This window comes from Flaviramulus basaltis, assembly GCF_900114265.1.
In the GTDB taxonomy this organism is placed as follows: Bacteria; Bacteroidota; Bacteroidia; order Flavobacteriales; family Flavobacteriaceae; genus Flaviramulus; species Flaviramulus basaltis.
In genome coordinates this window covers 536552-560308 of record NZ_FPKV01000003.1, presented here as the reverse complement: position 1 = coordinate 560308, position 23757 = coordinate 536552, and the positions used below count along the sequence as shown (strand labels likewise).

General features: G+C 30.5%; 14 protein-coding genes. 11 read left to right on the top strand and 3 right to left on the bottom strand.

Features of this window, described 5'->3' with window-relative positions; genetic code table 11:
* Nucleotides 1-5 precede the first annotated feature (5 nt).
* From BT151_RS14710 to BT151_RS14700, 3 genes are read left to right on the top strand one after another with little or no spacing between them, the layout of a single operon-like run.
* Complete coding sequence (locus BT151_RS14710; RefSeq protein ID WP_072403086.1) at nucleotides 6-1424, top strand: CCA tRNA nucleotidyltransferase; 1419 nt, start codon at nucleotides 6-8, stop codon at nucleotides 1422-1424.
* A gap of 3 nt (nucleotides 1425-1427) precedes the next feature.
* The gene (locus BT151_RS14705) at nucleotides 1428-2444 is read left to right on the top strand and encodes a COX15/CtaA family protein (RefSeq protein ID WP_072403085.1); all 1017 of its coding nucleotides are present in this window, start codon (nucleotides 1428-1430) and stop codon (nucleotides 2442-2444) included.
* Nucleotides 2445-2481: 37 nt separating this feature from the next.
* Nucleotides 2482-2994, top strand: a complete 513-nt coding sequence (locus tag BT151_RS14700) for an IS1096 element passenger TnpR family protein (RefSeq protein ID WP_072403084.1) — start codon at nucleotides 2482-2484, stop codon at nucleotides 2992-2994.
* On the opposite strand, the gene BT151_RS14695 is transcribed toward BT151_RS14700, so the two are convergent.
* Nucleotides 2975-4066, bottom strand: a complete 1092-nt coding sequence (locus BT151_RS14695) for a hypothetical protein (protein ID WP_072403083.1) — start codon at nucleotides 4064-4066, stop codon at nucleotides 2975-2977. The genes BT151_RS14700 and BT151_RS14695 overlap by 20 nt on opposite strands.
* Before the next feature lie 125 nt (nucleotides 4067-4191).
* Between BT151_RS14695 and BT151_RS14690 the strand changes: the two genes are divergently transcribed.
* The 7 genes from BT151_RS14690 to uvrB all read left to right on the top strand — a co-directional run bounded on the left by BT151_RS14690 (nucleotide 4192) and on the right by uvrB (nucleotide 21229).
* The gene (locus tag BT151_RS14690) at nucleotides 4192-5094 is read left to right on the top strand and encodes an ABC transporter ATP-binding protein (protein ID WP_072403082.1); all 903 of its coding nucleotides are present in this window, start codon (nucleotides 4192-4194) and stop codon (nucleotides 5092-5094) included.
* Nucleotides 5095-5104: 10 nt separating this feature from the next.
* Nucleotides 5105-5929, top strand: coding sequence for an ABC transporter permease (locus tag BT151_RS14685; protein WP_072403081.1), 825 nt, complete (start codon nucleotides 5105-5107; stop codon nucleotides 5927-5929).
* 29 nt (nucleotides 5930-5958) lie between these two features.
* On the top strand, nucleotides 5959-9315 hold the full coding sequence (locus tag BT151_RS14680) for a T9SS type B sorting domain-containing protein (RefSeq protein ID WP_072403080.1): 3357 nt from the start codon (nucleotides 5959-5961) through the stop codon (nucleotides 9313-9315).
* A 4-nt stretch (nucleotides 9316-9319) separates the two neighbouring features.
* Complete coding sequence (locus BT151_RS14675; RefSeq protein WP_245794867.1) at nucleotides 9320-11776, top strand: T9SS type B sorting domain-containing protein; 2457 nt, start codon at nucleotides 9320-9322, stop codon at nucleotides 11774-11776.
* Nucleotides 11777-11914: 138 nt separating this feature from the next.
* Nucleotides 11915-16804 (top strand): T9SS type B sorting domain-containing protein, encoded by a 4890-nt coding sequence (locus BT151_RS14670; RefSeq protein ID WP_072403079.1) that lies wholly within the window; start codon nucleotides 11915-11917, stop codon nucleotides 16802-16804.
* A gap of 54 nt (nucleotides 16805-16858) precedes the next feature.
* On the top strand, nucleotides 16859-19198 hold the full coding sequence (locus BT151_RS14665) for a T9SS type B sorting domain-containing protein (RefSeq protein WP_072403078.1): 2340 nt from the start codon (nucleotides 16859-16861) through the stop codon (nucleotides 19196-19198).
* A gap of 27 nt (nucleotides 19199-19225) precedes the next feature.
* A complete protein-coding gene (uvrB, locus tag BT151_RS14660; RefSeq protein ID WP_072403077.1) occupies nucleotides 19226-21229 on the top strand; it encodes an excinuclease ABC subunit UvrB in 2004 nt (667 codons plus the stop codon).
* Nucleotides 21230-21329: 100 nt separating this feature from the next.
* On the opposite strand, the gene BT151_RS14655 is transcribed toward uvrB, so the two are convergent.
* Nucleotides 21330-21743, bottom strand: coding sequence for a hypothetical protein (locus tag BT151_RS14655; protein ID WP_072403076.1), 414 nt, complete (start codon nucleotides 21741-21743; stop codon nucleotides 21330-21332).
* 370 nt (nucleotides 21744-22113) lie between these two features.
* Here BT151_RS14655 and BT151_RS14650 point away from each other — a divergent pair, with 370 nt between their 5' ends.
* Entirely contained in the window at nucleotides 22114-22374 is a 261-nt protein-coding gene (locus BT151_RS14650) for a DUF1456 family protein (protein WP_072403075.1), read from the top strand.
* A gap of 36 nt (nucleotides 22375-22410) precedes the next feature.
* Here BT151_RS14650 and sucC read toward each other — a convergent pair whose 3' ends face one another.
* Entirely contained in the window at nucleotides 22411-23601 is a 1191-nt protein-coding gene (sucC, locus tag BT151_RS14645) for an ADP-forming succinate--CoA ligase subunit beta (protein WP_072403074.1), read from the bottom strand.
* Nucleotides 23602-23757: the final 156 nt, after the last annotated feature.

The window sequence follows — 23757 nt, the reverse complement described above, 5'->3', positions numbered from 1 at the left end:
CATTAATGAATTACAAAGAAGCACTTCAGCATAACATATTTAAAATAATTTCTAAATCTACATCCGAATTAGGGGTAGAAAGCTACGTTATTGGTGGTTTTGTTCGCGACTTTTTTTTAAAACGCGGCAATGCAAAAGATATTGATGTTGTTGCTATTGGTGATGGCATTAAACTAGCAAGACAAGTCGCTAAAAATCTTCCAAATAAACCAAAGGTTCAAGTCTTTAAAACATACGGCACAGCAATGTTACGTTATGATGACATTGAAATTGAATTTGTTGGAGCTCGCAAAGAATCTTATACCGAGAATAGTAGAAATCCAGCAGTTGAAAATGGGTCACTTCAAGATGACCAAAACAGACGCGATTTCACTATAAATGCTTTAGCTTTAAATTTAAGCGAATCTAATTTTGGTGATTTATTGGATCCTTTTAATGGTGTTGAAGATTTAAAAACCAAAATAATCCGTACACCTTTAAATCCTGATATTACCTACAGCGACGACCCATTACGTATGATGCGTGCTATTAGATTTGCAACTCAATTAGATTTTGTAATTGAAAAAGAGTCTTTAAATTCTATAACAAAAAATAGTCATAGAATTAAAATTATCACTGAAGAACGTATAATAACAGAACTCAATAAAATTCTTAAAAGTAGCAAACCATCTATTGGCTTTTTGTTATTAGAAAAAACAGGTTTATTAGACTATATTTTACCAGAATTAACAGCTCTAAAAGGTATTGATGAAGTTGAAGGACAACGCCACAAAGATAATTTTTATCACACCTTAGAAGTTGTTGATAATATATCAGAAAACACTAACAATCTTTGGCTGCGTTGGGCTGCTTTATTGCATGATATTGGCAAAGCACCAACAAAAAAATTTAGCAAAAAAGTAGGCTGGACATTTCATGCCCATGAGTTTGAAGGTTCTAAAATGGTATTTCATTTATTCAAACGTTTAAAAATGCCTTTGAATGACAAAATGAAGTTTGTTCAAAAAATGGTGTTTATGAGTTCTCGTCCTATTGTTTTAGCTCAAGATATCGTAACCGACTCTGCAGTGCGGCGTTTGGTGTTTGATGCCGGTGATTATGTTGATGATTTAATGACGCTTTGTGAAGCAGATATCACAACTAAAAACCCTAGTAAGTTCAATAAGTACCATAACAATTTTAAAATTGTTCGCGAAAAAATTATTGAAGTTGAAGAACGTGATCATATACGCAATTTTCAACCACCAATTTCTGGTGAAGAAATCATGAAAACCTTCAATATTAAACCATCACGAGAAATTGGTAGAATAAAAGAGGTTATAAAAGAAGCTATTTTAGAGGGAGAAATTCCAAATGAATATGAAGCAGCTCGACAACTTATGCTAAAAGAAGGCAATCGTTTAGGTTTAAAAGAAAGTATTTAAGTCATGAAAAAGGACAATAAAAAAGTAATTTACTGGCTCTTAACTGGGTGTTTACTTATTTTTATCATGGTAATAGTTGGAGGTATTACCAGACTTACACATTCAGGTTTATCAATATCTAACTATAAATTAATATCAGGAACTATTCCACCAATGAATGATGTTGAATGGCAACAGGCTTTTGATTTATATAAACAATATCCCGAATACCAAAAACTAAACAACCATTTTGGTTTACAAGATTTTAAAGATATTTACTTCTGGGAATGGTTACACCGTGTTATTGGTCGTTTTATTGGCTTAGTCTTTTTTCTACCATTTTTATACTTTTTAATAACCAAACAACTCACTAAACCAACCATTAAAAAATCAGTTGTATTATTATGTCTTGGTGCTTTTCAAGGTTTTTTAGGTTGGTATATGGTTAAAAGTGGTTTAGTAAATAACCCTGATGTTAGTCATTACAGGCTATCTGCACATTTAACAACAGCCTTCTTAACATTTGCATATACGTTTTGGGTAGCATTAGATTTAATGTTTCCAACTAAAAAAGAAATTAGTAAGTCCTTTAGGAATTTAATCCGTTTTGGACTAGCCCTATTAATAATTCAAATTATATACGGTGCTTTTGTAGCTGGTTTAGACGCTGGTTTTATACACAACCATTGGCCAATGATGAACGAAGGGAAATTTATACACGAAACAGTATATATTGAACAAAACCCTGTTTACAAAAACTTTATTGAAGGTAAAAGTGGCGTACAATTTGTTCACAGAACTTTAGCTTATATTGTTGTTGGTTTTATTATAGCAATCTATTTAAAATCAAGAAAACTAATCCTTACAATATATCAATCAAGAGCTATAAACAGCCTACTAATTATAGTTTTTATTCAATTTTTACTTGGTGTTTTCACCATAATATTACAAGTTCCGGTGTGGTTAGGTGTGGCACATCAAATAGGTGCATTTTTCTTATTAAGTGCTATGACATTTACATTACATCGTTTTACAAAATAATTAAAAAAGTCTACCTTTGTAGCATATTTTTTTAGTAATGATTTATAGATTTAGAGTTATTTTAGACAACGATACTGATGAGGATGTTTTTCGCGATTTAGAAATTCGTGAAACAGATACGCTTGAAGATTTACATAACATTATCACACAATCGTTTGGTTTTGATGGTACAGAAATGGCTTCTTTTTATATAAGTAATGATGTTTGGGAACAAGGTGAGGAAATCTCTTTATTCGATTTAAGTGATGAGGCATCGGCTCGTTTAATGAATGAAACATCCTTAGATAGTGTTATACATGAAATGCAAACCAAACTTATATATGTTTACGACTTTTTAAGTATGTGGACATTTTATGTTGAACTTGCCGAAATTGTAGATGAAACAGAAGGAAACGACTACCCTAACCTTATGTTTGTTCAAGGTCAAGTCCCTGACAACGCCCCCGAAAAATTATTTGAAGCTGATGTAGATGAGGATTATGATGAGTTTGAAGATGGTATTGATGTAGATGATTATGAGGATTTAGATTTTAACGAAAACTGGAATTAATATTCCGTTTTTGTCTTAAATTTTCCAAGTTTACATTTTCGTAATTACGCGTTAAAAATTCTAAAGAAAATTTTAGAATTTCACCCATATTTCTGCAATTTTTAAAATTTACGTCTTGGGTATATTCAAATATTTTCGTCTTTAATAAATCTATATTTTCGTCTTTAGATATTTTATCTTCAAACATACAAGCTAAAAGTTCATCAATTCTATCATGAAAACTCTTTAAACGTTTTACTAAAATAGAACGTTCTTCTGTTTTATATTGATGAATGGATAGTTTCTGCATACTTTCTGAAACCAATTCTACCATTTTTAAATTTTCTTTAAAAAACTGTGGTCGGTAAATATTAAACTTACCTTCATAAGATTGCTGATCAAAATCTATAGGTCTTATTTTATAAACCACATGATCAAAATCGTGTGTAGGCACAATAACATAATTGTACGAGCGCATATCACCTAAAAGCCTAATCATACAACGTTCATTAAACTTTACAAACTCTTTTGCTATTTGAGATTTTTCAGATTTATCGCATTTTGGCAAAAAATTCTTAATAAACTCATCACCTGGAATTCCTGCTATATGTTCTTCAATTAATGTACTTTTATATACTAAAAAATTCAAGTTATAGGGTGATAACATGTGCTCTAGTTCCAAACCATAAACACGAGAAGCATCAGCAGTTTTTACATAAAAATAGGTGTAATTATCATTTAAAATATTTCTAATTTTAATTCTAAATGGTTTAGAATTTCCAAATGTGCAATAATCAATCGCATCAACATTTAAAAACGGAATAGTATCTTCATTACCATCTGAATGTAAAATGGTATAGACTTTTTTTAATGATAAGTCAATCTCTTCTCTTTCGTAATCATTGTAATAAACACGTATCCAAAGGGTATCATTATCCTCCTTATCGTAAACAACAATAGACCCTTGAAAGCGCAACAAATCATCATAAAAAATTGGGATTTTTATATTTCTGTTGTATTCTGTTAGATAATCGTTTAATTTAGAGGTAATAGGAAACGATGGTTTTTTTTTTGATATTTTTAAATCTTGCATGGGCTTGAAACTTATTCAAATTTAACGCTTTTATTAATATTCTTGTAACAAAAATTAAAGACCATCGTCATACCTTTATAACTAACCCTTGCTAATTTAGCCGTTAGCATATAAACCATTATAGTTTGGAATCCATTCTTACAATTAACAATCTCACTAAAAAATTTGGGTATTTAACTGCGGTAAAAGATTTATCATTTACTATAAACAAAGGCAATGTTTATGGTATTTTAGGTCCTAACGGAAGTGGAAAATCTACAACACTTGGCATTGTTTTAAACGTAGTAAATAAAACAGAAGGAAATTTTCATTGGTTTGATGGAAATACTACCACACATGATGCTTTAAAAAAAGTAGGAGCCATTATTGAAAACCCGAATTTTTATCCCTACATGACAGCATTTCAAAACTTAAAATTAGTTTGCAAAATAAAAGGTATTGATTACAGTAAAATAGACGAAAAGCTTGCAATTGTTGGGCTTTTAGAAAGAAAAGAAAGCAAATTTAGAACCTATTCCTTAGGTATGAAACAGCGTTTGGCTATTGCTTCCGCCCTTTTAAACGACCCTGAAATTTTAATTCTTGATGAGCCGACAAACGGTTTAGATCCTCAAGGGATTCATCAAATTAGAGAAATTATCAAGCAAATTGCAGCCAAAGGCACTACTATTTTATTAGCATCCCATTTATTGGATGAAGTTGAAAAAGTATGCTCGCATGTTGTAGTGCTTAGAAAAGGGGTTAAATTATATTCCGGTCGTGTAGATGAAATGATTTCTAGTCATGGTTTTTTTGAGCTAAAATGCAATAAGCAAGATGAATTAATACAGGTATTAGAAAACACTAAGACTTTTGGTAAAATTAAAGTGCAAGACAATTTGGTAACCGCTTTTTTAAATGAACCCATGAAATCGGAAGATTTTAATAAGTTTTTATTTGAAAAAGGTATTATACTTACGCATTTAGTGCAACGTAAAGAAAGTTTAGAAGAACAATTTTTACAATTAACTGATAACAAACAAAATTAAATCCAACCAAATGTTACGACTTTTAAATTTAGAATTACAAAAGCTATTACTTAATAGAACAAGTAAAATACTCATTTTTGTATCATTTGTTTTGCCTTTTTTTGTAATACTTTTATCTTCAATAAAAATAAATGTTTTTGGTTTCTTCACACTAGAATTGGGTGAATTAGGTGTTTTTAATTTTCCTATAATTTGGCACTTAACTACTTTTTTTGCGTCTCAATTTAAATTCTTTTTTGCTATTGTGGTTGTAAGTATGATTGGAAATGAATATAGCAATAAAACACTTAAACAAAACTTAATTGATGGCTTGAGTAAAAAAGAATTCATACTATCAAAATTCTATACTATTGTATTCTTTTCATTAATATCAACCTTACTAATTGGTTTAATTTCTTTATGTATTGGTTTATACTATTCAAGTTATAATGAATTTTCTATAATAATTAGAGAAACCAATTTTCTAGTAGCTTATTTTGTTAAATTAGTTGGCTTTTTTAGCTTATGTTTATTTTTTGGAATGTTAGTTAAACGCTCTGCTTTCGCATTAGCATTCTTATTTATACTTTACATATTAGAGTGGATTATTTTCGGGTTAATCACATGGCAATCTGACCATATTTTAGCAGAAAAAATACAGAATTTCTTTCCGCTAAAATCTATGTATAAATTAATAGACCAACCTTTTCAAAGAATTGCTATGACTAAATTTCCAGACAAAACAGAATTGGTGTATGATTATGCAGTACATTGGAACGAAATAATTATCGTTTTATGTTGGACTGCTCTATTTGTCTTTTTATCCTATAGATTATTAAAGAAGCGAGATTTATAATATCTTTGATAGCATTTGCTATTTAAAAGATGAGAAAAAATTTTTTTGGTGTATTTTTTTTAATTTTTGCTATTTCTTTTAGCCAAGAAGAAGCTTCTTATTGGTATTTTGGTGAAAATGCGGGTATTCATTTTAATGCAAACGGCTCTGTATCTAATTTAACAGATGGAAGGTTAAATACCGTTGAAGGTTGTACAACTATATCAGATAATAATGGTGATTTACTATTTTATACAGATGGAATTACTGTTTGGAATAAATTGCATCAGCCCATGTCAAATGCCAATGGTTCTATTGGCAATGGGCTTTATGGCGACCCTTCTAGTAGTCAATCGGCCATAGTAGTTCCTAAACCAAATGACTTAAATATTTACTATGTTTTTACTGTAGACACAGCAGTTGGCAATGGAGATCCTGATAGAGGTTTTAATTATTCAATTGTAGATTTAAGTTTAAATGGTGGTTTAGGAGATGTGGTAAGTAAAAACGTCAATCTTTTACTAGACAGTTCAGAAAAAATCAGTGCTGTTTTAAAAGACTGTGAATCAAAATCTATTTGGGTAATTACACTTGCTTCTTCAAATGGTCTTCCTTCTAATAATCCTAATTTTAATACTTTTTATGCTTATGAAGTATCTAATACTGGGGTTAATACAACCCCAGTTAAATCAACTTTCACTCTTTTTGTAAATGACGCTAGAGGATATTTAAAATTATCTCCCGATGGCACAAAATTAGCATGTGCAAATTCAGAATCAGGACTATATTTATATGATTTTGATACTTCAACCGGAATTGTTAGCAATCAAACACCAATAAATATTAATTTTTCTCCTTTTAATAAACCACAATCGCCTTATGGAGTTGAATTTTCACAAAATAATGAACTGCTTTATGTTTCTGCTAATTTTAATGCAGATCAGTCAGAATTCAACATTCCATCAAGTCAATATGGCTCATTATTACAATATGATCTAACAGCTACTAATATAAGTGCTTCAGAAATTGTAATTGATGATAGGCAAATGTATCGTGGTGCATTACAATTAGCTCCTAATGGAAAAATTTATAGAGCAATGAGTATAACTTATGACTTGGGTTCTCCTTTTCTTTCGGTTATAAATAATCCTAATCTCTCTGGTCTTGCTTGTAATTACGAACATAATGCTGTTGCCTTAAGTAGAAATTCAACACAAGGTTTACCTCCATTTATAACTTCCTTTTTTGCTGAAAAAATAGACATTGTTAGAAATGAATTTGAATCAATTTATCTCCCCTTATGCATTGGAGACACTTACACCCTAATTGCTGAAGAAGTTCCTGGGGCAACCTATACTTGGACAAAAGATGGTGTTTTAATCACTGAAAATGATTTTGATTTAGAAGTCTCTCAACCTGGTTTATATAATGTTTTAATTGAAACAAATTCTGGAGATTGTGACACGCTAGAAGGTGAAGCTCTAGTTGAATATTTTGATGTTCCAAGAACCAATCCTATAAGCGATATTATAATATGTGATGATAATAATGATGGTAAACATATATTTGATTTTTCTTTACAAAATACCGAAGGTTTAGGTACTCAAGATCCAAAAGTTTATAGCATAAAATATTATATTTCGCAACTAGATGCAGATTTAAACCAAAATGAAATTATTCTTCCGTTTGAAAACACCTTAAATACACAAAGAATATACACAAGAATAGGTATTAGTGGAAATAACTCTTGTTTCGATACCAATGTTTCTTTTTTAATTGAGGTTTTCAATACACCAATCGCAAACTTGGCTGATTCTATTGAAATATGCGATATGGAAATTACATCAGATTTAGATGTTACTAATGGACAAACTGAAATAGACTTGCATCAATTTGACAATGCTGTTTTAGGAAATCAAAATGCTTCATTAAATTCTATCACTTACCATCAAACAATAATTGATGCAGAAACAAACAATAATCCATTAAATTTCTCATATTATAACCAAACCCCTTTTCAAGAAAATATTTATGCAAGAATTGAGAATAATTTAAGCACAAATTGCTTTTCAATTTCTGAAGCTATAGAAATTACCGTTAATCCTTTACCTGAGTATACAAACACATCATTAATTCAATGTGATGAAGATGGTTTAAAGGATAATATTACTACTTTTAACTTACTTGAAGCTGAAAACACATTAAACAATAATTCACCAAATCGTTCATTGAAGTTTTTTAATTCAATAAACGAAGCGGAAAATAACTTAAATGAAATATCAAACACTAATAGCTTTAAAAACACCACAAACCCACAAATTATTTATGTTAAAGTAATAGATACCAATACAGATTGCTTTAGCATTGCAGAACTTACTTTAGAAACCTCAACAACACAAATTCAAAATTATTTAGTACCTGCAGTTTGTGATGAGTTAAATTCTGAAGATGGGCTCAATACTTTTAATTTAAATGATATTAGTACTGAAATGCAATCTATAAATGCCATTTCCTTCCCAATTTCATATTACGAAACCTACGGAGATGCTCTTATAGAAGAGAATGAACTTACATCACCATACAACAACACCAACCCTTATTCGCAAATTTTATATGCTAGAGCAGAAAACAATAATGCTTGTTATGGCATTAGTGAAGTTGCTCTTACAATTAATAAATTACCAAATATTGTTACTGAAGATTTAATGTATTATTGTTTAAATACATTTCCAGAAACCATTCCAATTGATACGGCTATTATCAATGACACTTCTGATAATTATACATATAATTGGTCGAATGGAGAGAGTACTTATGAAATTCAAATAAACGAACCAAATATTTATAACGTAACAGTTACAAATTTAAATGGGTGTTCTAAAAACAGAACAATTATCATAGAACCTTCAAACACTGCAAGTTTCAACGAAATTAAAGTTACTGATGTATCTGAAAACAATACTATTACAGTTTTTGTCTCAGGAGAAGGTGAATATGAATTTAGTCTACTAGATGCTAATATGAATGTTATAAAACCCTACCAAGACAGTAATGTATTTGATAATGTATATCCAGGTATTTATACAATTGCTGTAAAAGATATAAAAAATGACTGTGGTATAGTTAACAATCAAGTTTCCGTTATTGGTTTTCCTAAATATTTCACACCAAATAACGATGGTATACATGATACTTGGCAAGTATTAGGTGTTTCAGATATGTTTCAACCAAATACCAAAATCCTTATTTTTAATAGATTTGGAAAATTAATAAAAGAACTAAATCCTTTAGGCGAAGGCTGGAATGGTTTATTCAATGGAGAAAAACTTCCAACTGATGATTATTGGTTTTCTATTAAACTACAGGATGGCAGAATTTTTAAAAATCATTTCACTCTTAAATACTAAACTGTTGAAATTAGTACTAAAATCACTTCTAATTGTAATTATCTTTTATTCAAACTTTTGTTTTACACAAAATGATTGTATAGAAGCTATTATTGCTTGCGGAAATTCAGATATCAACTTAGATGTAAATGGTTTCGGAAACCAAGAATTAAATGGCACGAATGTCTGTGGATTTGGAGGAGGCAGTTTAGGAGAAAGTAATAGTGTTTGGCTTAAAGTTACAACAGTAACAAATGGAACCTTAGGCTTTACTCTTACACCCCAAAGTACTAATATAACTGAAGACTATGATTTTTTCGTCTTTGGTCCAAACGCTACTTGTGGCAACATAGGACAAGCTATTAGATGTTCATCAACCAATCCTAGTGCCGCAAATCAAGGAAATAATTTAACCGGTATGAATAGCTCATCTTCTGACACATCTGAAGGGCCAGGTTCTGCTGGTGACAGCTTTGTTAGATGGCTTGATGTTCAAGCTGGCGAAACATACTTTATTGTAATTGATAGACCAATTGGCAATAGTCCTTTTAGCTTAGAATGGACAGGTAGTGCTCAATTTTCTGATCCTCCAACAGATCAATCAACCAAAATAGGAACTCCATTAAATTTAGAAAGTTGTGATGTGAGTGCACCATTTACAGATGAATTCACAAGCTTTAATCTAACAGATAATACAACATCTATTATTGGTTCTCAAACTGATGTTTCTGTAACCTATCATGAGTCTGCTAGTGATGCTAATATTGGAATAAAAGAACTCAATTCGCCATATACAAATATTAAAAACCCGCAAATTATTTATGCCCGAATAACTAATAATACAACAGGTTGCTTTGAATTAACCAATTTTGATTTAAGCGTAAATATTGGACCAGATTTTACACCTCCCTCAAATTTTATTCTATGTGATAATTTAGATGATAGCGATGATAAAAATGGACAAATTATATTTGACCTATCCACTAAAAATAATGAAATTTTAAATGGGCAAAACCCATCAGATTTTAATATCTCATATTATGCAAATCAAACAAATGCAGAAAACAAAACTGCACCACTTCCAAATTCATATTATAATAATATTGCCTTTAATGAAGAAATTTATGTAAGAATTGAAGATGTTTTAAATCCAGACTGCAAAAGTATTACAACCTTAAATTTAGTAACAAACCCAACACCCGAAGCTTTCAATCACACTCTATTACAATGTGATGAAGATGGATTAATTGATGGTATTACGACATTTAATTTAAACGAAGCTCATGATGATTTAACTGGTGGTATTGCTGATAGAACTACCAAATTCTATACTAACCCTGCAAGAACTAGTGAAATAAATGGAGATTCATATAGTAATACTAGTAACCCACAAATTATTTATGTTGAAGTTATTAACAATAATACCAATTGTATTAGTTATGCTGAGTTAACTTTAAATGTTAGCGTTACAGACTCTAACGATGCTATTTTACCAGCCGCATGTGATGATGATGGTGTTGAAGATGGATTTTATTTATTTAATTTAAATGATGCTGATGGTATAGTAACTAACGGGCTTCCTGCAGGTTTAAATATAGCATATTATGAAACTTATGATGATGCGCTTTTAGAACAAAATAATTTAGGAACATCGTTTACCAATACTATTCCCTATTCCCAAACTATTTACGCTCGTGTTGAAAACACTAATAACTGCTATGGAATAAGCGAAGTTGTGCTTACTGTTGATGAATTACCAGATATTATTACAGAAGACTTAATGTATTATTGTCTTAATGAGTTTCCTAATACCATCCCTATTGATGCAGCTATAATAAACGATTCGTCAAGCAATTATACTTACAATTGGTCTAATGGAGAAAACACTTATCAAATTCAAATAAATAAAACTGGGAATTACATTGTCACTGTTACTAATGCCAACGGTTGTTCTAAAGAGAGAACTATAACTATTGAAGCCTCAAACATAGCAACTTTTGAGGAAATTAATATTATAGATGCCTCTCAAAATAACAGCATTACTGTTCTTGTTTCTGGTGAAGGAATTTATGAATACACACTTGTTGATAATACTAATATGATTGTAAATCCTTATCAAGAAAGTAATGTATTTGAAAATGTGTCTCCTGGTATTTATTCAGTTTTTGTAAAAGATATAAAAAATGATTGTGGTACTGTAAATGATCAAGTTTCAGTAATTGGATTTCCTAAATATTTTACACCAAATAATGATGGAATACATGATACTTGGCAAGTATCTGGTGTATCAGAAATGTTTCAACCAAATACTAAAATTCAAATTTTTAATAGACTTGGCAAATTAATAAAAGAATTGAATCCTTTAGGTGACGGTTGGAATGGATTATTCAATGGTGAAAAACTTCCATCTGATGATTATTGGTTTTCAGTAAAACTGCAAGATGGCAGAATATTTAAAAACCATTTCACACTTAAATATTAAACATAAAAACTAATTAAAATGCATTTCCACCTATTATTTTTGTGCTTTCCTTAAAAAAATATACTTTTCTTTAAAATATGACTAGTATACAAAGAGTTATATTTGTCAAGAAAACCCAAAGAGAAAAACCTACAATATATGAGATTTATTTACTACATCTTATTTATACTCGTTTGCAGTAGTAATTCTGTTTTTTCTCAACAAATTTCTGTAGATGATACTGTAGGTTTACAACCTCTTATAGAAAACAATCTAGTTAATGGCTGTGGAGACATATCAAATATAAGCTCTTCAATTAATGGTAGTTCTAGTGGATTTCCAAGTTATGCCTATTTTGAAAGAGCAAGTTCAAATTTTCCTTTTGAAAAAGGCATTATGTTATCTACTGGTAGTGCTGGCTCTGGCGGAAATGCTCTTAGGACTCCAACGCTAAGTGAAGGCTCAACGGCATGGGGTACAGATCCAGATTTAGAAACTGCATTAGGCATAACAAATACGGTAAATGCAACATCTATAGAATTCGATTTTATATCAATTTCAAATCAATTTCAATTTAATTATTTATTAGCATCAGAGGAATATTTTGGTATTAACCCTTGCCAATTTTCTGATGGTTTTGTTTTTCTTATTAAAGAAGCCGGTACAACAAACCCTTATCAAAACATTGCATTAGTTCCAGGCACATCAACACCTGTAAACACCAATACTATACATGACGAAATTTTTGGTGTATGTGCGGCACAAAACGATCAGTATTTTGATGGCTATAATGTTGGTGACACAAATTATAATGGAAGAACAACAGTATTATCAGCCTCAGGAAGCATAGTTCCAAATGTTACATATCATATTAAATTAATAATTGCAGATCAAACCGATGGAACTTTTGACTCAGCAGTTTTTATAGAGGGAGATAGTTTTAAAAATTTAGATTTAGGTGAAGACATTGCCACTTGTGCTGCTTTTGCAACTTTAAATGCCGATATTGAAAATCCTATTGCATCTTATGCTTGGTATTTAGATGGAACTTTAATTACTGGGGCCATAAATCCTACTTTAAATGCAGTGCTAAGTGGTACTTATAGAGTAGAAGTTTCTGTGCCTGTAAATGGTATAAATTGCGTTGAACAAGATGAAATTATTGTTGTTCTTAATACAGAAGAACCTATAAACTCAATAACCGATTATGAATTATGTGATGACACAAGCAGCGATGCTGTAGAAACATTTGACCTCAGCACAAAAAACACCGAATTAGAAAACAATATACCTTTTACAAATTATGATTATAGTTATCATTTATCTGATGCTGATGCAAGAAATAATTTAAATCCTATAACAACACCAATTACAAATACTGTAAATCCACAAACAATATACGTAAGAATAGATGATGATGACAGCAATTGTTTTTCATATACTACCTTTAATCTAATTGTTAATCCTGTTCCTAATATAGTAACGCCCACCAGTTTGAATGTCTGTGATGGAGATGATACTCCTGATGGTTTTGCAATAATAGACTTAACACAAAAAGACAGCGAAATCATAGCTGGGAATAATAACCTTATGGTTAGTTATCACTACAACTCTTTTGATGTAAGTACTGGCGACAACCCCATACCATCACCTTACATTAATACAAATACTCCATCAGATTTAATATATGTTAGAGTAGTTGATACTACAACAGGCTGTGTTAATACAACAACTCTAAATGTAAATACGACTGTTAGTCCGGTAGTTAATAGAGATACACAGTATATTGATGCCTGTGATAGAGATTTAGATGGTAATGCAAGTTTTGATTTAACCGAAGTCATTAATGAAATTCTTTCTGGCTTAACAGGTGTTTCAACTACATTTCATGTAAGTTATACAGATGCCGAAACGGGTGATAATGTAATTGCTAACGAAACTAATTATCAATACACAAACGCAGTTATAGAACCTGGTTCTTCAATCCTTTATTTAAGAATTGTAGATGACTCAACTGGTTGTTTTTCTATAATCCCTTTTGAAATTCACACCAACCTATTATTAACTGGAACGGATACTGGTGATTTTGCGCTTTGTGATGATAATGAAGATATAACAGACTCTTTAGCATTCAATCTAAATACGGTTGAGCTTTTTATTGCAAATGATTTACCAAACCCTATTAACGTTACATTTTTTGAAGACGAGGACGATAGAAACAACAATGTCAATGCATTAGATAAATCACAATTATATATTGCAACAAGCCCACAAACTCTATACATTAGAATTGAAGATGGTGAGTGTCTTGAAAACACAGAAATAACATTACTAGTAAATCCTATACTATTATTTAGTCCGATTGATCCAATACCATATTGTGATGATGATGACGATGGTATAACCAGTATAGATTTAGCATCAATAGATGAAATTGTAACAAGCGGAAACACTAATTTTACAGTAACTTATTTTCTTGATCAAACAGATGCTGAAATCAACAACACCAATAATCAGTTACCTCCTTTTTATACTAATACTAATTCTATAGAAACGCTTTATGCCCGTGTTGAAAGTGTTAATTCAGGATGTGCAACAGTAAACCCCTTTCAAATCGAAATATTTGTTGCTCCAACAACAACACAACCAACAGATATTATTATTTGTGATGATAATCAAGATGGTTTTTATACAGTAAACCTTAATAATAAAATTTTAGAAATTGTATCAAGTACAACTGGAGTGGATATTGATTTTTTCACCTCTTTTGAAGATGCCGATGCAGATACAAATATAATTCCTGTCTCACAAAGAGATGCTTATAACACTAATACACAAACCATATATGTTCGCGTAGAAGACAATATAAGCAATACAAATTGTTATTCAATTGTCTCTTTTGAAGCTATAATAAATACTTTACCTGTATTTCCAACTATAGCAGATTTTCAAGTATGTGAAGATGATGGAGATACTTTTGCTGATTTTTTATTAGTCGATAAAGATGCAGAAATATTAAATGGTCAAACAGGTAAAGAAGTTTTTTATTTTGAAGATAGCGCTTACACTATCCCCATTGATAAAAATAATTTATTTCAAAACACAACAAGTCCACAAACCATTTATGTACGTGTTGAAAATATTACCGACCCAACTTGTTTTGGTAATGACTCGTTTATCTTACTAGTTTCACCAGACCCCGTTTATAATCCTGTGATAGATTATTTAGTATGCGATGATGATAGTAATGATGGTAAAAATGTTTTTGATTTAAGTGAAAAAATTACAGAAATATCTCAAGGCTCTCTAGATATGCTTAATATTTCTTTTCATTTAACGCGAAATGAAGCTGGCAACAATACAAACCCATTACCTTTAAGCTATACAAATGCTACCAATCCGCAAAGTTTATATATTAGAATTGAAAGTGATGATTCTTTATGTTATGTTGTTGAAGAATTAGGGATTAATATTATTGCAAGTCCAGATGTCACTCAAGTTTCAGAACCTTTAATTAATTGTGATGCAGATTATGATGGTATTACTACTTTTGATTTAACCACTGCCGATTTTCAAATTTTAGACAGAGTTCAAAGTAATCTTATTGTAAATTATTTTGAAAACATAGCAGATATTAACGAAAACGATGGTTTAGATAATACTAATGAAATTCCAGATCCAACAAATTTTAATTCAAATTCTAAAACCATATATATTAAAATTGCTAACACTTTAACAGGCTGTTATACCGTTCTAGATTTAGAGCTTATTGTTAATTTACCTCCCCCAATTAATAATGTAGGAACAATAGATATTTGCGATAATGATACTAATACCTTCGACTTATCTTTGGTAAACTCAATAATTATTGATGATGTTTCTCTGGTAAACATAACTTATCATAGCACTTATAACGATGCTGAAAATAATGTAGCACCTTTAAATAACACATATAATTATACATCAAATAATCATGTTATTTATATAAGAATTTTTCATATTTCAACAGGTTGTTATATAACATCATCTTTCAATTTACAAATAAACAAAAACCCAACACCAAATACTCCTCCAGATTTAATTGACTGCGATGATGATTTTGATGGCTTTTTGGATTTCGATTTATCCATGCAAAATAATCCTGTTTTAGGCTTACTAAGTCCAACAAATTTCACCGTTACCTATTATAATGATATTAATAATGCCAATACTGCAACCAATCCTTTACCAACTGTTTATTCTGCTTTTAATGGAGATATAATTTTTGCAAGATTAGAAAACAATAATACTGGATGCTATGGTATTTCACAATTCACAACCTACGTAAACGCACTACCTATAATACCAATAGATGATATAGTCCCATTGTGTAACAATGATTTACCTTTAATTATAGATGCTTATACAGGTAATCCTAACGATACTTATTTATGGTCTACAGGAGAATCAACAGTTCAAATTCAATTAGATGATCCATCACAAATTGGTGATTATTGGGTCACTGCAACTACTCCAAACCCTACATCAAATGATTGCTCTAACACAAAATCTTTTAGTGTTATAGAGTCTGAAGAAGCCAACATAAACTTTACTACTACTGTAGATTTTGCGGACCCAAACAGTATAACAGTTGATATTAACGGAATAGGTGATTATGTTTTTATAATAGATGATGGTGAACCACAAACCTCTAATGTTTTTGAAAATGTAACATTTGGTATTCATATGATTACAATAAGAGATTTAAATGGATGTAAAGATGTTACAACAGATGTTGTCGTTATTGATGCTCCTAAATTCTTTACCCCTAATAGTGATAGTTATTCTGATACTTGGCATATAATTGGTATAAATCAACTTCCTGGAACTGTTGTTTTTATTTATAATAGATATGGAAAACTTCTAAAAACTTTACCATATACTTCTATAGGTTGGGATGGAACTTTTAACGGACAAAATATGCCTTCTGATGATTATTGGTTTATTGCTAAAGTGATACAAGATGGCAACTCTTTTGATCTTAAAGGTCATTTTGCATTAAAGAGATAAGATTCTTTAAATATTAACTTAAACCCCTATTTTTGCTTTTACATTAATCGGTTTATGAAATATTACATTTACTTTTTTCTATTTATTTTTAGTCCACAAATTTTTTCTCAAAACATAGAAGTTGATAGCCAAACATATTCTCCTCAACAACTTATTGAGGATGTTTTAATTGATAGTAATTGTATTGAAAATGTTATTGTAACTAATGTTATTGGTGGAAACTTTGGAGGTTCTGAGCAAAGTTATGGATATTTTGATGCTTCTGGTTCAACGTTTCCTTTTCAAAGCGGAATTGTTTTAAGCACAGGTCGATTAAGTAATGTTGAAGGCCCAAATACAACTTTAAGTGATGATGATGCTTCAAATTGGAATGGAGATAACGATTTAGAAAATGCTTTAAATCAGAATAATACCATTAATGCTACAATTATTGAATTCGAGTTTACTTCAACAGCTAATTTTATAAGTTTTAGATATCTTTTTGCTTCAGAAGAATACCAAGAAAACAATCCAAATACATGTCAATATTCAGATTTATTCGGGTTTTTAATTCGCAATGTTAACGATACACAGTACACAAATATCGCACTCATTCCCAATACTCAAACACCAGTAAAAGTTACAACTGTTCACCCAAATATACCTAATGGTTGTGCTGCAGAAAATAATACTTATTTTGGTAGCTGGAATAATGCATCTGCTCCAATTAATTTTAATGGGCAAACGGCTGTTTTAACTGCAACTGCTAATACAGAACCTAATGAAACTTATCATGTAAAACTGGTAATCGCAGATGAGCAAAACTACCGCTATGATTCGGCTGTTTTTTTAGAGGCAGGTAGTTTTAAATTAAGTACAGATTTAGGTCCTGATAGATTAATTTCTACAAACAATGCTGTATGCTCAAATGAGATTTTTACACTTAATGCTTATCAAGCAGACAATAGCACTTATAAATGGTTTAAAGATGGTGCTGAAATTTTAGGAGAAATAAGTGAAAATTATTCAGTTATTGATGAGGGAATTTATAATGTTGAAGTTAATTTAGAAAATAGCTGTATTTCTTATGGTGAAATTAAAGTAGAATATGCCGAAGAACCTATTACAAATCCTAGTTATTTGAATCTCTGTGATAACGATAATGATGGGTTAACATTTTTCGATTTACATTTGGCTGATCCATTTTTCACTCCTTCAAATTTACCAACTCTAAATGTTGTCGATTTTTATTTAACTGAAGATGATGCGATTCAAAATACAAATCCAATTCCAAACACTAATAGTTTTATTAATACTACACCTTCACAAATTATCTATGCGAAACTTGAAAATCAATATGGTTGCTCCGTAATAGAAACTTTAACATTAGAAGCTAACTATACAACTTCAAATGTAAAATCTTTTGAAGCTTGCGATGATGATGATGATGATGATGATGATGATGATGATGGATTTGCAACTTTTAATTTAAATGATTTACGAGTGCAAATCGAACCTGAAGTATCATCTGGTGCAGAAATAACATTTTATAGTACTTATGAAGATGCCGCAAATCATATCAATCAATTAAGTGATTCCTATATAAATACAGTGCCATATTCTCAAGATATTTACGTAAAAGCACAAGTGATTTATTGTGAGCTTTTTACATCCATTACTTTAAATGTAAATAATAAACCACAGCTTTTAGCAAATGAAAATATATCATATTGTTTAAATAATTACCCTGAAACCATTTCAATTGATTCTGGTCTTTTAAACGGTTCTGGCAATCCAACGTTTGAATGGTTTTTAAACAATGCTTTAATGGATGAAAACACATCAAGTATTGAAGTTAACCAATCTGGAACTTACACAGTAAATGTTTCATTTTTAGATGGTTGTTTAGCAACAAGAGATATTATTGTTAATGACTCAAATCTAGCAATAATTGAAAGTATTGATATTCTACAAGCTCCAACAGATAACACAGTCACCATAAACGTTTCGGGGGAAGGTGAATATCAATTTGCTTTAGATAATTCAATTTTTAATGATAGTAATACGTTTGCAAATGTTTCTTCTGGGTTTCATACCATTTATGTATTAGATAAAAATGGTTGTGATACTATAGAAAAGGAAATTACTATTTTAGGCTTCCCAAAGTTTTTCACTCCTAATAATGATGGATTTAATGATACCTGGAAACCTATTGGAACTAATACAACTTTCAACTCAAACTTTAAAATTAATATATTTAATCGTTTCGGAAAATTATTAAAAACTATCACAACCTCAGAAACTGGTTGGGATGGTACTTATACTGGGAAATCACTTGCTTCGGATGATTATTGGTACACAGCTTCGCTACCCAACGGATTATTATATAAAGGACATTTCGCTTTAAAAAGATAACACACTTATTTTGTGTAATTTTGTAAAATGAAATTCAAAATTGAATCAGAATTTAAGCCTACAGGAGATCAACCAAGTGCAATTAAACAGCTAGTTAATGGTTTAGATTCCAACGAAAAATATCAAACCTTACTTGGTGTAACGGGTTCTGGCAAAACCTTTACAGTAGCAAATGTTATAGAAGAAGTACAAAAACCAACCTTAGTTTTAGCTCATAATAAAACACTAGCAGCTCAATTATACTCAGAGTTTAAACAGTTTTTTCCAGAGAATGCGGTTGAGTATTTTGTATCATACTACGATTATTACCAACCAGAAGCCTATATTCCAGTTTCTGGTGTTTATATAGAAAAAGATTTATCTATTAACGAAGAAATTGAGAAGATGCGTTTAAGCACAACCTCTTCACTTCTTTCTGGTAGACGTGATGTTTTAGTAGTTGCATCTGTTTCTTGTTTATACGGTATTGGTAATCCTGTTGAATTTCAAAAAAACGTTATTACCTTAAAGCGCGACCAAGTTATATCGAGAACCAAATTATTGCATCAACTGGTTCAAAGTTTATATTCGAGAACCGAAGGTGAATTTAATCATGGTAATTTCAGAATAAAAGGAGATACTGTTGATATTTTCCCAAGTTATGCAGATGATGCTTTTCGCATTCACTTTTTTGGAGATGAAATTGAAGATATGGAATCTTTTAATATTCAAACCAATCAAGTTATTGAGAAATATGATATGTTGAATATTTATCCAGCAAACATGTTTGTTACATCGCCTGATGTACTTCAAGGTGCTATTAAAGAAATACAAGACGATTTAGTAAAACAACATGATTATTTTAAAGAAATAGGTAAACATTTAGAAGCAAAACGATTAAAAGAACGCACAGAATTTGATTTAGAAATGATTCGTGAATTAGGCTATTGCTCTGGTATTGAAAACTACTCAAGATATCTTGATGGCAGACAACCGGGAACAAGACCTTTCTGTTTATTAGATTATTTTCCAGATGATTATTTAATGGTTGTAGATGAAAGTCATGTTACAATTTCACAGGTTCATGCCATGTATGGCGGAGATAGAAGCAGAAAAGAAAATCTTGTAGAATATGGTTTTAGATTACCAGCTGCCATGGACAATAGACCATTAAAGTTTGAAGAATTTGAAGCCTTACAAAATCAAGTCATTTACGTAAGTGCGACACCTGCCGATTATGAATTGCAAAAAACAGATGGTGTTTATGTAGAACAAGTTATTCGACCTACTGGATTACTAGATCCTATTATTGAAGTACGACCAAGTTTAAATCAAATTGATGATTTAATTGAAGAAATACATCAACGTATTGAGAAAGACGAAAGAACACTTGTAACAACACTTACTAAAAGAATGGCAGAAGAATTGACCAAGTATTTGGATAGAATTCAAATTCGATGCCGTTATATACATAGTGATGTTGATACTCTAGAACGTGTTGAAATTATGCAGGATTTACGCAAAGGTCTGTTTGATGTTTTGGTTGGGGTTAATTTACTTCGTGAAGGTTTAGATTTACCTGAAGTATCTTTGGTTGCTATTTTAGATGCTGATAAAGAAGGATTTTTACGTTCTGCTCGTTCACTTACTCAAACTGTTGGTAGAGCAGCCAGACACTTAAATGGTAAAGCCATTATGTATGCCGATAAAATTACAAATAGCATGCAAAAAACGATTGATGAAACCAATTACAGACGCGAAAAGCAAATTGCTTACAATACCAAACATAATTTAAAACCAAAAGCATTAAATAAGAGTTTGAATAATGCGTTATCTAAAAACTCGGTGAGTACATATAGTTATGAATTGGAAGCTTTAAAAGCTGCGGAACCTGAAAGCGAATATTTAAGTAAAGGTGAGTTAGAAAAGAAAATTCGTGAAAAAAGAAAACTTATGGAAGAAGCAGCTAAGGCTTTAGATTTTATAATTGCTGCAAAATTGCGTGATGAGATTAAAGGCTACCAAAATAAACTAGAAAAGCTAAAGGTTTAAATCTTTAGCTTTCTATAATTTTGCATTACTTAAATTCAAAAATTAACACTTTAAAGTCTTCCTTTTTAGAAATGCGTGAGAGACAAAATAATATTATTATTTAGTTATACTGTGTCTTAAAAATATCTATTAATACATCTGGTGGTACTATTTTGTTTGGAAAACTTTCCATTAAATACAACACCTTTGTTATAGACTCGTGACTTAGTCCCATTCTTAATCCGAAATTATAGAGTTTAATAACTCCTGTCGAATTATTGTCACCACCATATTCTTGTTCAATATTCATTAATAAAACTAATCTATGAAACTGAACTATACGTTCACTATGAGATTTTAAATGTGTATATGTAACTGGGTTCTCCAATAAATACTCAAAATCTTCACGTGATATTTCTAGCTGTTTTGCTACTCCTAGCAAAAAGTTGTACTCTATACTCTTTATGTCTTTATCATACTTTGCAAAAGCAATCATTTCGGATAGAAGACTCAATTTTTCTACTCTATTAACCATGTTTCAAGGGATTAATTAATTACAATATAAAGTTAAGCAGAACAGTTAATTAATAATCGTAGATATAATGTAACTTATCGAAAAACAGAACGTATTTGGTCGTTGTTTTTTATTACTTTATCATTATCTGCTTTTTATTTAGCCAATAAAAATGCATTTCATCATTATAATATCAATAAATTTTTCTATAAAACAAAATTATAAATAATTGATTTATAGTTATTTAAAACAAAATTGGAAGCTTAAAATTCTTATGATTAAAAAGTAATATTTAGGGTATCTTTACAAAAATAAAAAAAAAGCTAAAAAAGAATCTGCTTTTATAAAAATCGATAAAATGCAGTATTAAAAAAGTTCTAAAATTACAGATATGACAAATAATGATATTTTAAAAAAATTACGTGTTGCTTTAAAGCTTCGAGACGATGATATTGTGAAAATTTTAGAACTTGTTGATTTTAGAATTTCTAAAAGTGAACTTGGTGCTTTTTTCAGAAAAGAGGATCATCCAAAATACGTAGAATGTGGTGATCAAATATTACGTAATTTTTTAAACGGCTTAGTGATTCACCTACGTGGGCCTATGCCTAAGAAAGAAGAAAAAAAGACACAAAAAAAGAGCAACGATTAACGTTGCTCTTTTTAATTTATATTGTGTGAAGTAGTATTATGCTAATACTTGTTGCACTTTATCTGCTGCTTCTTGAAATTCTGTAGCACTCATTACATCTAATCCAGAATTATCAATTAATTCTTTAGCTATATCTGCATTGGTTCCTTGTAAACGTACAATAATTGGCACATTAATAGTTCCCATGTTTTTGTAAGCGTCAATAACACCTTGTGCTACACGATCACAACGTACAATACCTCCAAAAATATTAATCAAAATAGCTTTAACTGCTGGATCTTTTAATATAATTTTAAATGCTGCTTCAACACGAGCCGCATCCGCAGTACCACCAACATCTAAAAAGTTTGCTGGCTCACCACCTGCTTGCTTAATTAAATCCATAGTAGCCATTGCTAAACCTGCGCCATTAACCATACAACCAACATTTCCATCAAGGTCTACATAATTTAAACCAAGTTCTCCTGCTTCAACTTCAATAGCACTTTCTTCACGTACATCACGCAAATCAACATAGTTTTTATGTCTAAATAATGAATTATCATCAATAGTTACTTTAGCATCAACAGCCATTATTAAATTATCACTTGTTTTTAAAACAGGATTAATTTCAAATAAAGATGAATCAGACTTTACATAAGCTGTATATAAATTTGCTACAAACTTTGTCATTTCCTTAAAAGCTAAACCAGATAACCCTAAGTTAAAAGCTACTCGTCTTGCTTGAAATGGCATTAAACCAACAGCTGGATCAATTTCTTCAGTAAATATTAAATGAGGTGTTTCTTCTGCAACAGTCTCAATATCCATACCACCTTCAGTAGAATACATAATCATATTACGTCCTGTACCTCTATTTAATAATACAGACATGTAAAATTCATTTGTTTCAGTTTCACCCGGATAATATACATCCTCGGCAACTAATACTTGGTGCACGCGCTTACCTTGAGCAGAAGTTTGAGGCGTTACTAAATCCATACCTATAATTTTACCAGCTATTTCTTCAACTTCTTGAAGGTTTTTAGCTAGCTTAACTCCGCCACCTTTACCACGACCACCTGCATGAACTTGTGCTTTTATAACATGCCAACTTGTTCCTGTTTCACTTGTTAATTGTTTTGCAGCAGCAACCGCTTCTTGTGCATTTTGTGCTACTATACCACGTTGGATACGTACGCCAAAACTGCTTAATATTTCTTTACCTTGATATTCGTGTAAATTCATAATGTGCTTAATAGTTTAAGAAGGACAAATGTAAATAATAGCGACTACTTACCCTAATATTTAATTATGAAAACTTTCAACAATTATAAAGTAAATAATAATTGTTAAATAATTAACTTTATGTTTAATTTGTATAAATTTTTCATCAATTTACTT

What these genes read in the sequence shown, in the direction of transcription:
- BT151_RS14710 (WP_072403086.1), top strand. Translation starts at nt 6, where the DNA reads ATGAATTACAAAGAAGCACTTCAGCATAACATATTTAAAATAATTTCT.
- BT151_RS14705 (WP_072403085.1), top strand. Translation starts at nt 1,428, where the DNA reads ATGAAAAAGGACAATAAAAAAGTAATTTACTGGCTCTTAACTGGGTGT.
- BT151_RS14700 (WP_072403084.1), top strand. Translation starts at nt 2,482, where the DNA reads ATGATTTATAGATTTAGAGTTATTTTAGACAACGATACTGATGAGGAT.
- BT151_RS14695 (WP_072403083.1), bottom strand. Translation starts at nt 4,066, where the DNA reads ATGCAAGATTTAAAAATATCAAAAAAAAAACCATCGTTTCCTATTACC.
- BT151_RS14685 (WP_072403081.1), top strand. Translation starts at nt 5,105, where the DNA reads ATGTTACGACTTTTAAATTTAGAATTACAAAAGCTATTACTTAATAGA.
- BT151_RS14680 (WP_072403080.1), top strand. Translation starts at nt 5,959, where the DNA reads ATGAGAAAAAATTTTTTTGGTGTATTTTTTTTAATTTTTGCTATTTCT.
- BT151_RS14670 (WP_072403079.1), top strand. Translation starts at nt 11,915, where the DNA reads ATGAGATTTATTTACTACATCTTATTTATACTCGTTTGCAGTAGTAAT.
- BT151_RS14665 (WP_072403078.1), top strand. Translation starts at nt 16,859, where the DNA reads ATGAAATATTACATTTACTTTTTTCTATTTATTTTTAGTCCACAAATT.
- uvrB (WP_072403077.1), top strand. Translation starts at nt 19,226, where the DNA reads ATGAAATTCAAAATTGAATCAGAATTTAAGCCTACAGGAGATCAACCA.
- BT151_RS14655 (WP_072403076.1), bottom strand. Translation starts at nt 21,743, where the DNA reads ATGGTTAATAGAGTAGAAAAATTGAGTCTTCTATCCGAAATGATTGCT.
- BT151_RS14650 (WP_072403075.1), top strand. Translation starts at nt 22,114, where the DNA reads ATGACAAATAATGATATTTTAAAAAAATTACGTGTTGCTTTAAAGCTT.
- sucC (WP_072403074.1), bottom strand. Translation starts at nt 23,601, where the DNA reads ATGAATTTACACGAATATCAAGGTAAAGAAATATTAAGCAGTTTTGGC.